Origin of the sequence: Citrobacter sp. RHBSTW-00887 (genome assembly GCF_013728095.1) — a bacterium.
GTDB lineage: Bacteria > Pseudomonadota > Gammaproteobacteria > Enterobacterales > Enterobacteriaceae > Citrobacter > Citrobacter braakii.
In genome coordinates, this window is record NZ_CP056267.1 from 1,666,216 (window position 1) to 1,678,463 (window position 12,248).

At 53.5% G+C, this 12,248-nt stretch carries 13 protein-coding genes; 7 read left to right on the top strand and 6 right to left on the bottom strand.

The window, feature by feature from the left end; genetic code table 11:
* Positions 1-11: 11 nt before the first annotated feature.
* The 5 genes from HV314_RS07890 (at position 12) to cysM (ending at position 4,854) form a co-directional block, all read left to right on the top strand.
* The gene (locus tag HV314_RS07890; protein WP_016153933.1) at positions 12-1,028 is read left to right on the top strand and encodes a sulfate ABC transporter substrate-binding protein; all 1,017 of its coding nucleotides are present in this window, start codon (positions 12-14) and stop codon (positions 1,026-1,028) included.
* Positions 1,029-1,862 (top strand): sulfate/thiosulfate ABC transporter permease CysT, encoded by an 834-nt coding sequence (gene cysT / locus HV314_RS07895; protein ID WP_003038061.1) that lies wholly within the window; start codon positions 1,029-1,031, stop codon positions 1,860-1,862. It abuts the gene before it with no gap.
* Complete coding sequence (gene cysW, locus HV314_RS07900; RefSeq protein WP_181547802.1) at positions 1,862-2,737, top strand: sulfate/thiosulfate ABC transporter permease CysW; 876 nt, start codon at positions 1,862-1,864, stop codon at positions 2,735-2,737. The genes cysT and cysW overlap by 1 nt, the downstream gene beginning before the upstream one ends.
* Positions 2,727-3,824, top strand: coding sequence for a sulfate/thiosulfate ABC transporter ATP-binding protein CysA (cysA, locus tag HV314_RS07905; protein ID WP_016153931.1), 1,098 nt, complete (start codon positions 2,727-2,729; stop codon positions 3,822-3,824). Before cysW ends, cysA begins: the two co-directional genes overlap by 11 nt.
* Positions 3,825-3,942: 118 nt before the next feature.
* The gene (cysM, locus tag HV314_RS07910) at positions 3,943-4,854 is read left to right on the top strand and encodes a cysteine synthase CysM (protein WP_049270092.1); all 912 of its coding nucleotides are present in this window, start codon (positions 3,943-3,945) and stop codon (positions 4,852-4,854) included.
* A 91-nt stretch (positions 4,855-4,945) separates the two neighbouring features.
* Here the strand turns inward: cysM and HV314_RS07915 are convergent, their stop codons facing one another.
* Both HV314_RS07915 and ptsJ read right to left on the bottom strand, forming a co-directional pair.
* Positions 4,946-5,662, bottom strand: a complete 717-nt coding sequence (locus HV314_RS07915; RefSeq protein ID WP_016157091.1) for a type 1 glutamine amidotransferase — start codon at positions 5,660-5,662, stop codon at positions 4,946-4,948.
* A gap of 13 nt (positions 5,663-5,675) precedes the next feature.
* Positions 5,676-6,968, bottom strand: a complete 1,293-nt coding sequence (gene ptsJ, locus HV314_RS07920) for a MocR-like B6 salvage transcription factor PtsJ (RefSeq protein WP_131351107.1) — start codon at positions 6,966-6,968, stop codon at positions 5,676-5,678.
* 82 nt (positions 6,969-7,050) lie between these two features.
* Here ptsJ and pdxK point away from each other — a divergent pair, with 82 nt between their 5' ends.
* Both pdxK and HV314_RS07930 read left to right on the top strand, forming a co-directional pair.
* Positions 7,051-7,917 carry a pyridoxine/pyridoxal/pyridoxamine kinase gene (gene pdxK / locus HV314_RS07925; RefSeq protein ID WP_047499829.1) on the top strand — a complete coding sequence of 289 codons (867 nt, stop codon included), beginning with the start codon at positions 7,051-7,053 and terminating at the stop codon, positions 7,915-7,917.
* Complete coding sequence (locus HV314_RS07930) at positions 7,914-8,153, top strand: hypothetical protein (protein ID WP_016153926.1); 240 nt, start codon at positions 7,914-7,916, stop codon at positions 8,151-8,153. Before pdxK ends, HV314_RS07930 begins: the two co-directional genes overlap by 4 nt.
* A 76-nt stretch (positions 8,154-8,229) precedes the next feature.
* On the opposite strand, the gene crr is transcribed toward HV314_RS07930, so the two are convergent.
* The 4 genes from crr to cysK form a co-directional block, all read right to left on the bottom strand.
* Entirely contained in the window at positions 8,230-8,739 is a 510-nt protein-coding gene (crr, locus tag HV314_RS07935; RefSeq protein WP_000522253.1) for a PTS glucose transporter subunit IIA, read from the bottom strand.
* 40 nt (positions 8,740-8,779) lie between these two features.
* Positions 8,780-10,507, bottom strand: coding sequence for a phosphoenolpyruvate-protein phosphotransferase PtsI (gene ptsI, locus HV314_RS07940; RefSeq protein WP_016153925.1), 1,728 nt, complete (start codon positions 10,505-10,507; stop codon positions 8,780-8,782).
* Between the two features lie 45 nt (positions 10,508-10,552).
* Positions 10,553-10,810 carry a phosphocarrier protein Hpr gene (ptsH, locus tag HV314_RS07945; protein WP_002913505.1) on the bottom strand — a complete coding sequence of 86 codons (258 nt, stop codon included), beginning with the start codon at positions 10,808-10,810 and terminating at the stop codon, positions 10,553-10,555.
* A 383-nt stretch (positions 10,811-11,193) separates the two neighbouring features.
* Positions 11,194-12,165, bottom strand: coding sequence for a cysteine synthase A (gene cysK, locus HV314_RS07950; RefSeq protein WP_005121957.1), 972 nt, complete (start codon positions 12,163-12,165; stop codon positions 11,194-11,196).
* Between the last annotated feature and the right edge of the window lie 83 nt (positions 12,166-12,248).

The following is a 12,248-nucleotide window of genomic DNA, read 5'->3' on the forward strand; positions in this document are numbered from 1 at the left end:
AAGGGTGCGCAATGGCCGTTAACTTACTGAAAAAAAGAACCCTGACGCTGGCAGCAATGCTGCTGCTGGTGGGTCAGGCGCAGGCAACGGAGCTGCTGAACAGTTCATACGATGTCTCTCGCGAGCTGTTTGCCGCCCTTAACCCGCCGTTTGAACAGCAATGGGCGAAGGATAACGGCGGTGACAAACTGACGATTAAACAATCTCATGCCGGGTCATCAAAACAGGCGCTGGCGATTCTGCAGGGGCTGAAAGCCGATGTGGTGACCTATAACCAGGTGACCGATGTGCAGATCCTGCATGACAAAGGCAAGCTGATTCCGGCCGACTGGCAAAGCCGTCTGCCGAATAACAGTTCGCCATTCTATTCCACCATGGCGTTTTTGGTGCGTAAGGGTAATCCGAAGAATATCCACGAATGGAACGACCTGGTTCGCCCGGACGTGAAACTGATTTTCCCGAATCCGAAAACCTCCGGTAACGCGCGTTATACCTATCTGGCTGCGTGGGGCGCGGCAGATAAAGCGGATGGTGGGGATAAAGCCAAAACTGAACAGTTCATGACCCAGTTTCTGAAAAACGTGGAAGTGTTTGATACCGGCGGTCGCGGGGCAACCACCACATTCGTGGAACGCGGCCTGGGCGATGTGCTGATCACCTTTGAATCAGAAGTGAACAACATCCGTAAACAGTATGAAGACCAGGGCTTCGAAGTGGTGGTGCCGAAGGTCAACATTCTGGCGGAGTTCCCGGTGGCCTGGGTAGATAAAAATGTGCAGGCTAACGGTACTGAAAAAGCGGCAAAAGCTTACCTGAACTGGCTGTACAGCCCGCAGGCGCAAACCATCATTACCGATTTCTACTACCGCGTGAATAACCCGCAGGTGATGGACAAACTGCAGGATAAATTCCCGCAGACCGAACTTTTCCGCGTGGAAGACAGGTTTGGCTCGTGGCCTGAGGTAATGAAAACGCACTTTGTCAGCGGCGGTGAGTTGGACAAACTGTTGGCGGCGGGGCGTAAGTAAATGTTTGCTGTTTCTTCCCGACGCGTGCTGCCCGGCTTTACCTTAAGTTTGGGCACCAGCTTACTGTTTGTCTGCCTGATTTTGCTGCTGCCGCTTAGCGCGCTGGTGATGCAATTGGCGCAAATGAGCTGGGCGCAATACTGGGATGTGATTACCAACCCGCAGGTGGTGGCGGCTTATAAAGTGACGCTGCTGTCGGCGTTTGTGGCGTCGATTTTTAACGGCGTGTTTGGTTTGCTGATGGCGTGGATCTTAACCCGCTATCGCTTTCCGGGCCGTACGCTGCTGGATGCGCTGATGGATCTGCCGTTTGCGCTGCCTACGGCGGTAGCAGGTCTGACGCTGGCATCGCTGTTTTCGGTCAATGGTTTCTACGGCGAGTGGCTGGCGAAGCTGGATATTAAAGTGACCTACACCTGGCTTGGCATTGCGGTGGCGATGGCTTTTACCAGCATTCCATTCGTGGTGCGTACCGTGCAGCCGGTGCTGGAAGAGTTAGGTCCGGAGTATGAAGAAGCGGCGGAAACGCTCGGCGCTACGCGCTGGCAGAGCTTTCGTAAAGTGGTACTGCCGGAGCTGTCTCCCGCGCTAGTCGCGGGCGTTGCGCTCTCGTTTACCCGCAGCCTCGGTGAGTTTGGCGCGGTTATCTTTATCGCCGGAAACATCGCATGGAAAACGGAAGTGACCTCGCTGATGATTTTTGTTCGTTTGCAGGAGTTTGACTACCCGGCCGCCAGCGCGATTGCATCTGTGATCCTCGGGGCTTCGTTGCTGCTGCTGTTTTCAATTAACACCCTGCAAAGTCGCTTTGGTCGACGCGTGGTAGGTCACTGATGGCAGACATTACCCAATTGAAACGTTATGGCGCACCCCGCATCAACTGGGGGAAATGGTTTCTGATCGGCACGGGCATGCTGGTATCCGCCTTTATTTTGCTGGTGCCGATGGTTTACATCTTCGTGCAGGCGTTCAGCAAGGGGTTGATGCCGGTATTACAGAACCTGGCTGATCCGGACATGCTGCACGCCATCTGGCTGACGGTGCTGATTGCGCTGATTGTGGTGCCGGTGAACCTGGTGTTTGGCGTGTTACTGGCCTGGCTGGTGACCCGCTTTAACTTCCCTGGACGCCAGTTGTTGCTCACATTACTGGATATTCCATTTGCCGTTTCACCGGTGGTCGCTGGCCTGGTCTATCTGCTGTTTTACGGCTCTAACGGCCCGCTTGGCGGATGGCTGGATGAACACAACCTGCAAATTATGTTTGCCTGGCCGGGAATGGTGCTGGTGACGGTGTTCGTGACCTGTCCGTTTGTGGTGCGCGAACTGGTGCCGGTGATGTTAAGCCAGGGCAGCCATGAAGATGAGGCGGCGGTTCTGCTTGGCGCCTCCGGCTGGCAAATGTTCCGTCGCGTTACGCTGCCGAATATCCGTTGGGCATTGCTGTACGGTGTGGTGCTGACCAACGCCCGTGCGATTGGCGAGTTTGGCGCGGTATCGGTGGTTTCTGGCTCGATTCGCGGTGAAACCTTGTCTCTGCCGTTACAGATTGAATTACTGGAGCAGGACTACAACACAGTCGGCTCCTTTACCGCCGCGGCGCTATTAACGCTGATGGCGATTATTACCCTGTTTTTGAAGAGCATGTTGCAATGGCGCCTGGAAAACCAGGAGAAACGCGAGCAGCAGGAGGAAAATCATGAGCATTGAGATTGCCAATATTAAGAAGTCTTTTGGTCGCACCCAGGTGCTGAACGATATCTCGCTGGATATTCCTTCAGGTCAGATGGTCGCCCTGTTGGGACCTTCTGGATCGGGCAAAACCACGCTGCTGCGCATCATCGCCGGGCTGGAGCATCAGTCCAGCGGGCATATCCGTTTCCACGGCACTGACGTTAGTCGTTTGCACGCCCGCGACCGTAAGGTGGGGTTCGTGTTTCAGCACTATGCGCTGTTTCGTCATATGACTGTTTTCGACAATATCGCTTTTGGTCTGACTGTTCTGCCACGGCGTGAGCGCCCGAATGCGGCGACGATCAAAGCAAAAGTGACCAAACTGCTGGAGATGGTTCAACTGGCTCATCTGGCGGACCGTTTCCCGGCACAGCTTTCCGGGGGGCAAAAGCAGCGCGTGGCGTTGGCGCGTGCGCTGGCGGTAGAGCCGCAGATCTTGTTGCTCGACGAGCCGTTTGGCGCGCTCGATGCTCAGGTGCGTAAAGAACTGCGTCGCTGGCTGCGTCAGCTGCATGAAGAGCTGAAGTTCACCAGCGTGTTTGTTACCCACGATCAGGAAGAAGCGACGGAAGTCGCAGACCGCGTGGTGGTGATGAGCCAGGGTCATATCGAGCAGGCCGATGCGCCCGATCAGGTATGGCGCGAACCGGCTACCCGTTTTGTCCTGGAATTTATGGGTGAAGTTAACCGCCTGCAAGGGACGATTCGCGGTGGACAATTCCACGTGGGCGCACATCGCTGGCCGCTGGGCTATACGCCTGGCTATCAGGGCCCGGTGGATCTGTTCCTGCGTCCGTGGGAAGTGGACGTCAGCCGTCGTACCAGTCTGGATTCGCCGTTGCCGGTACAGGTGCTGGAAGCCAGCCCGAAAGGACACTACACCCAATTAGTTGTGCAACCCTTGGGGTGGTATAACGAACCGCTGACGGTGATTATGCAGGGCGATGATTCCCCGAACCGCGGCGAACGTCTGTTTGTTGGGCTGCAAAATGCGCGTTTGTATAATGGCGACCAGCGTATTGAAACGCGTGAAGAGGAACTTGCCCTGGCGCAAAGTGCCTGATAGGTTAATTCGTATAGTTATCATCCGGTGGCGCTGCGCTTACCGGGCTTAACGGGTGGTGCATGACCTGTAAGCCGGGTAAGCGCAGCGCCACCCGGCATTTTATTGAGCTGAAAACGTGAACACATTAGAACAAACAATTGGCAATACGCCTCTGGTGAAATTACAACGTCTGACGGCGGAAAACGGCAGTGAAATTTGGGTCAAGCTGGAAGGCAACAATCCCGCAGGTTCGGTGAAAGACCGCGCGGCGTTGTCGATGATCGTTGAAGCGGAAAAGCGCGGGGAAATTCAGCCAGGCGACGTGCTGATTGAGGCTACCAGTGGTAATACGGGTATTGCGCTGGCGATGATTGCCGCGCTGAAAGGCTACCGCATGAAGCTCCTGATGCCAGACAACATGAGCCAGGAGCGACGTGCGGCGATGCGTGCTTACGGGGCTGAACTGGTTCTGGTGACCAAAGAGCAGGGGATGGAAGGGGCGCGTGATTTAGCCCTTGAGATGGCGCAGCGCGGAGAAGGTAAACTTCTCGATCAGTTTAATAATCCTGATAACCCGTATGCGCACTACACGACTACCGGACCCGAAATCTGGCAGCAGACGTCAGGCCGTATTACCCATTTCGTCTCCAGCATGGGGACGACAGGCACCATTACCGGCGTATCGCGTTTTCTGCGTGAACAGGACAAACCCGTCACCATCGTTGGCCTGCAGCCGGAAGAAGGCAGTAGTATTCCGGGCATTCGTCGCTGGCCAGCGGAATATATGCCGGGCATTTTCAACGCCTCGCTGGTGGATGAGGTGCTGGATATTCATCAGAACGATGCGGAAAACACCATGCGTGAACTGGCCGTTCGCGAAGGGATTTTTTGCGGAGTGAGTTCTGGCGGCGCGGTTGCGGGCGCGTTACGCGTGGCGCGCGCGACACCGGGGGCGGTGGTGGTGGCGATCATCTGCGATCGCGGCGATCGCTACCTTTCCACCGGGGTCTTTGGCGAAGAGCATTTCAGCCAGGGATTAGGTATTTAATTTGTAGGCCTGATAAGCGTAGCGCTAGCAGGCAACCGTACGGCACGCTCGCCGGATGACGACGCAAAGTGTCTTCTCCGGCCCGCACTGTTCAATCGTTACGTTTTTCTACCAACTTATCAAGGAATTGCCACAGCGTCTCATTCATCTGCTGGTAATCCCAGGTGCGCATCTCTTCAACAGCGCGAATAAAGCGCTTCCCTTTCGCTTCGGCCAGTTCTTGCTCAGAGTGCTGAATTAATCCTTCGACCGCTTCGGCGGTAAACTCCATATGGCACTGAAAACCATAGACGAAATTACCGTATTGCACTATTTGTCGCGGACATCCCTCGCTTGTGGCAAGAATTGTCGCCTGGTCGGTTAATCCCGGCATGTCATTGTGCCAGTGACCCACGTTGAGCGGTGAGCCGAAATGGCTGAACAACGGATGCTGTTGGCCTGCCTCGGTCAGGGCGATCGGATAGTGACCAATCTCTTTTTCCGGGCTTTGGCACACCTTCGCGCCCAGTGCTTCGCCGATTAACTGCGACCCCAAACAGATCCCCACCACGATTTTACGTGCCGCAATCGCCTGGTTTATCAGATGTTGCTCTGCCTGAGAGTCAAAGTATGGGCACTCTGCGAGCGTGGTGCGGGGTGACTGCGGCCCACCAAATACCACCAGCATATCGAAGCCATCGGCATTAGCGGGAACAGTTTCTCCGGCGTAAACGCGCGACCAACTGATGGTATAGCCGCGTGATTCGGCCCACGGCAGGTACGCGCCAGCAGATTCGAAAGACTCATGAATAACAAAATGAACTCGCACTTTTTCTCTCCTGTTAGCGCTTTAGCGCCTGATGGATATCAGTCGCCAGCTTATCAATGTCGCTGTCTGCTAATGTTGACAGCGTAATGCGCAAGCCATGCGCAGGCGTATTGACGCCAAACACTTCGCCTTCACGTACCAGCCAGCCGGACTTTGCCAGCGCAAAAGCGATCGCCTGGCTGTTATCTTCTAGCGGCAGCCACAGATTAAGACCGTCGCAGTCGGGCAGCGTAATGCCATGAAGCCGCAGAGCCGCTGTCAGCTTTTGCTGCTGGGCGGCGTAAAACTGCTGAGTTTGCGCCAGCGTGTGTTGATAAGTCTCGTCACTCAGGCAGGCGCAGGCCAGATCCTGCAGCAGATGGCTGACCCACTGACTGCCGGCGTTGAGCCGTAAACGCAGTTTCGCGGAAGTGAGTGGATCGCTGGCAACGATGGCCAGGCGTAAATCCGGGCCTAAAGTTTTCGACATTGAGCGGACAATCGCCCAGTGCGTGGTTTCCTTCGCAATCACCGGATACCAACGACATGCGGACAGCAGCGCAAAGTGGTCGTCGACGATCACCAGCGTCTGCGGATAGCGGGCCAGGATTTCCTGCAATTGCGCCGCGCGGGATGCGCTCAGACTGCATCCTGTCGGGTTATGGGCGCGCGGCGTCAGAATCACTGCCCGCGCGCCTTTCTGTAGCGCGATTTCCAGCATGTCTGGCTGCATGCCTTCGCTGTCAACGTTGACCGGACTGGCGGAGAATCCGGCATAACGCAGCATGTTGATGCTGCTCAAAAAGCATGGATCTTCTACCACTACGCTGTCGCCAGGCAGTAAATGGGCGCACAGTAGGCGCTCAATGGCATCAATGGCGCCGCTGGTGATATCAATTTCTCCCGTGGCTGGCATCGCATCTTGCATCCATTGCGCGGCCCACGCCTTAAGGCCGGGTGATACAGCGGCATCACCGTACAAACGAGGATTCTTATTTATTTGCGCGAAATAACGGCTGAGATCGGGAAGACGCGCGGGGGCTGGATTACCGCCGGAAAGATCGATAAGCGCGGTATCCGGATTGCCGCCTTCCAGCGCAACGGGGGCTGAAATCCCCTTGATTACCGTGCCGTTACGTCCCTGGCTTTGTGCCAGCCCGGAGGTGACCAGGCGTTTATAAGCCGCCGCGACAGTATTACGGTTAACGTTCAATGCTGTTGCCAGTTCACGCACCGGCGGCAACGTTTCTCCTGCCGCCAACGTGCCTGTAGCGACATGTTGACGAATACTGTCAAAAATTTCGTTAGCGGTTTTTCCGTCGATCATTATTGACCTATGACAAAATGAATTTTAGCATATGACGATAATAGTGAGGCGTAAGCCCGCTGTCCAGCGAGAGGAGAAATTTATGGAGCAGGGGAGTGATATTCAGTCAGTGCTCTTCGGCGACAAGCATCGGGCGTTACAGACCGATATCGTCGCCGTCCAGTCACAGGTGGTCTATGGCAGCGTAGGCAACAGCATCGCCGTTCCAGCCATTAAAGCGCAGGGATTACGCGTGACGGCAGTGCCAACGGTGCTGTTCAGTAATACCCCGCATTATGAAACATTTTACGGCGGCGTTATTCCAGCCGACTGGTTTAGCGGGTATCTCCGCGCCTTGAATGAGCGTGATGCTTTACGCGAGCTGAAGGCGGTGACGACAGGCTATATGGGCAGTGCAGAGCAAATCGCTCTGTTAGCACAGTGGCTGAAAACGGTGCGGGCTACGCATCCGACAGTGTGCATTTTGGTTGACCCGGTGATTGGCGATACGGACAGCGGTATGTATGTAAAAGCTGAAATTCCGCAGGCCTACCGTCAGCACCTGCTGCCGCTGGCTCAGGGACTGACGCCGAACGTGTTTGAACTGCAAATGCTGAGCGGAAAGCCGTGTCGTACGCTTGATGAAGCCATCACGGCGGCGCAATCGCTGCTTACCGAAACGCTGAAATGGGTGGTGATCACCAGTGCGCCGGGGGATAGCGAAGATATTATTAACGTGGCGGTAGTGACGGCTGAAACGGTTGAGGTGTTCGCTCATCCACGGGTTAAAACGGATCTGAAGGGAACTGGCGATCTGTTTTGTGCTGAGCTGGTGAGCGGTATTGTGCTGGGTAAAGCGCTGACAACCGCGACGCACGATGCAGCACAGCGCGTACTGGAAGTGATGAAATGGACCAATCTGTGCGGTTGTGATGAGTTAATTCTGCCACCGGCAGGGGAGGCGCGATGAAGAGTTACCGGCTGGTGGTTCGCCAGAATGGGCGTATGGTTGGACATTTTGACACCAGCGGGGCAACGGCGCTGGAAGATATCTGTGTGGCGCGGGCCATGTTTGGCATCGCGGGTGGCTACAATTGTGAACTGTTAGTGGCGGATTCGGAGCGACGGATGCTGGAAAGCGGGCCGGAAGGGATGAAAATCCTGATGCGCGAGGCGTGTTACCGACCAGTCACCTCACAAATTTAGCGTTATCCGGCAGATTTTGAGGTCTGCCAGATAAAAAAATGGCGCCATCAGGCGCCATTCTTCTCTGCAGCAAGAATTACTTCTTGATGCGGATAACCGGAGTTTCACCCACTGTCACGCTACCGGACAGTTTGATCAGCTCTTTGATTTCGTCCATGTTGGAGATAACAACCGGAGTCAGGGTAGACTTGGCTTTTTCTTCCAGCAGCGGCAGATCGAATTCAATAACCGGGTCGCCCACTTTAACGCGCTGACCTTCTTCAGCGATGCGCTTAAAGCCTTCGCCTTTCAGTTCAACGGTATCAATACCGAAGTGAACAAACAGCTCAATGCCGCTGTCGGATTCGATAGAGAAAGCGTGGTTGGTTTCAAAGATTTTGCCGATGGTGCCATCAACAGGGGCGACCATTTTGTTACCGGTTGGTTTGATAGCGATGCCATCACCAACGATTTTTTCAGCAAAAACTACATCCGGCACGTCTTCGATGTTGACGATCTCGCCAGAGAGCGGAGCAACAATCTCAATAGTTCCGGTGTCTTTCTTATCATCAGAAACCAGAGATTTCAGTTTATCGAACAAACCCATGATCTTCTCCTAAGCAGTAAATTGGGCCGCATCTCGTGGATTAGCAGATTGTTTTTTCTTCAATGAACTTGTTAACCAGCGTCATTAACTCGTCCGTTGTCGGTTGAGCAAGAGCCTGCTCTGCTAACACCTTCGCATCTTCGAAGTTCGTGTTACGGATAATCTTCTTAATGCGCGGGATAGAAATGGCGCTCATAGAGAATTCGTCCAGACCCATCCCCAGCAACAGAAGTGTAGCACGTTCGTCGCCTGCAAGCTCACCACACATGCCAGTCCATTTGCCTTCCGCATGAGAAGCATCAATAACTTGCTTGATCAGCGTCAGCACAGATGGCGACATCGGTTGGTAAAGGTGTGAAATCATATCATTACCACGGTCAACTGCCAGGGTGTACTGCGTTAAATCATTGGTGCCGATACTAAAGAAATCAACTTCTTTGGCTAAATGACGCGCAATTGTTGCCGCTGCCGGTGTTTCCACCATCACGCCAATCTCAATGCTTTCGTCAAATGCTTTACCTTCGTCGCGCAGTTCCTGTTTGTAGATTTCGATCTCTTTGCGTAGTGCGCGCACTTCTTCAACAGAGATGATCATTGGGAACATGATGCGCAGTTTGCCGAAAGCAGAGGCGCGCAGGATAGCGCGAACCTGATCCCGCAGGATCTCTTTACGATCCATGGCGATACGTACGGCACGCCAGCCCAGGAACGGGTTCTCTTCTTTCGGGAAGTTCATGTACGGCAGCTCTTTATCGCCGCCGATGTCCATGGTACGGACGATGACCGCCTGAGAGCCACAGGCTTCAGCAACGGCTTTATATGCGGCAAACTGTTCTTCTTCAGTCGGCAGCGATTCACGGTCCATGAACAGGAATTCGGTGCGGTACAGACCAACACCTTCGGCGCCATTACGCTCAGCGCCTTCAACGTCACGAACGGTACCGATGTTGGCGCAAACTTCTACCTGATGTCCGTCCAGCGTGATAGCCGGGAGATCTTTCAGCTTAGCAAGTTCCGCTTTCTCGGTAGCAACCTGCTCCTGAACGGCGCGCAGTTGCTCAATAACTTCGTTGGTCGGATTGACGTAAACCTGGTTGTTTACGGCATCCAGAATCAGATAGTCGTCGTTTTTAACCTGAGAGGTGACGCTACCCGTACCTACGATGGCAGGCAGTTCCAGAGAACGCGCCATGATAGAAGTATGGGAAGTCCGTCCGCCCGCGTCAGTGATGAAACCCAGCACCTTGTTCAGGTTCAGCTGTGCGGTTTCTGACGGGGTCAGGTCTGCGGCTACCAGGATAACTTCTTCCTGAATAGCGCTCAGGTCGATAATAGCCAGACCCAGGATGTTACGCAGCAGGCGTTTACCGATGTCACGTACGTCAGCCGCACGTTCTTTCAGGTATTCATCATCCAGCTCTTCAAGGGCTGTGGCCTGACCTTCGATAACTTCATGCGCAGCTGCATCAGCCGTCATGTGCTTATCTTTAATCAGGGCTATGATTTCCTGCTCCAGCTCCTCATCTTCGAGCAGCATGATATGCCCTTCAAAGATGGCTTCTTTTTCTTCACCGAACGTTTCACCAGCTTTGGTTTTGATCGCTTCCAGTTGCGCAGATGCCTTGGCACGACCGCTCAGAAAACGTTCAACTTCCTGATCAACCTTGTCGGCAGAAATTTTTTTCCGGTCAATGACGATCTCGTCTTCTTTCAGCAGCAATGCTTTACCGAAAGCGATACCCGGGGATGCTAAAATGCCTGAAATCATAACCCTACCTTACTTGTGACTGATATTTAAAAGAACTCGTTGAACTTACTCGAGTTCAGCCATCAGTTTAACCAGATGCTCAACTGCTTTCTGCTCGTCTTCACCTTCTGCGGACAGGGTGACAACGGTACCCTGAGTCAGGCCCAGAGTCTGCAGTTTAAACAGGCTTTTGGCGCTAGCGCTTTTGCCGTTGGAAGTCACAGTAATTTCAGAAGTAAAGCCTTTTGCTTCTTTAACAAACTGAGCAGCAGGGCGAGTATGCAGACCGTTCGGAGCGGTAATGGTAACTTCTTGCTGGAACATTATATTTCCCCAACTTATAGGTTTAGTGTTGTGGAACTAAAGTCTAGCCTGGCGGTTCAACTTTAGCCTGTATTGTTAGCATCGGCGTAAACTGGACGCGACACAAAAGGAGTTCGGTGCAATCCGTTGCTGGCAACTTCTTGCCGCTGACGTTTCGTTCGTCATTAAACATTATGCCGCGAAAGGAAGAGTTGAACCAAATCATAAAATCGATTCAGCTAGCGCTTTTCCTGTAACGATTAATTTCGCGCATCAAAATAATTAGTTTGGTTAAATACCAGTTCCGGCGGGTTGAATCAATGCCAGGAGAGTTGAAAATTTGAAGCAGGCCACAAAAAAGCACCCCAAAGGGTGCTTTTTTACGCGTTTTTAACATGCTGGCATTACTGTTGCAGTTCTTTCTCTGTGAAGAGATCGGCAAACAGTGCAGTGCTCAGATAACGCTCACCCGATGACGGTAGGATAACCACAATATTCTTATTGGTAAAGGATTCATCTTCCTGGAGCTTAAGCGCGGCAGCCACGGCTGCGCCAGAAGAGATCCCCGCCAGAATACCTTCTTCTTCCATCAGGCGGCGCGCGGTAGAAATAGCTTCATCATTGGTGATGGCAACGACTTTATCGATAAGCTTCAGATCAAGGTTGCCAGGAATGAAGCCCGCGCCAATACCCTGAATTTTATGCGGGCCAGGTTTGAGTTCTTCACCCGCCAATGCCTGGGCGATAACAGGGGAGTCTGTAGGTTCTACCGCGACGGTGATCAGATCGGTTTTGCCTTTAGTGCCTTTAATGTAACGGGTCACGCCAGTTAGCGTGCCGCCGGTGCCAACGCCGGAAATAAAGACATCAACCTGGCCATCGGTATCTTCCCAGATTTCCGGGCCGGTGGTTTTTTCGTGAATTTCCGGGTTCGCCGGGTTGCTGAACTGCTGCAGCAGCAGGAATTTTTCCGGATCGCTGGCTACGATTTCTTCCGCTTTCTGAATTGCGCCCTTCATACCTTTTGCGCCTTCAGTCAGCACCAGGTTCGCGCCCAGCGCTTTTAAAAGCTTGCGGCGCTCAATGCTCATGGTTTCCGGCATGGTCAGAGTCAGTTTGTAACCACGGGCGGCGGCAACGTAGGCCAGCGCAATCCCCGTGTTGCCGCTGGTCGGTTCTACCAGCTCAACGCCCGGTTTCAGTACACCACGTTTTTCGGCATCCCAAATCATATTGGCACCGATACGGCATTTGACGCTAAAGCTTGGGTTGCGTGATTCCACCTTCGCCAGAATGCGTCCGTTACCGATACGGTTCAGTCGAACCAGCGGCGTATGACCGATAGTCAGCGAGTTATCTTCAAAAATCTTACTCATGGCCTGTCCTTAACTGTATGAAATTGGGATACCGCTTCAGCATACCTGTTGAGAAAGTATGGGGAAGTAAGGAATTCGCATAT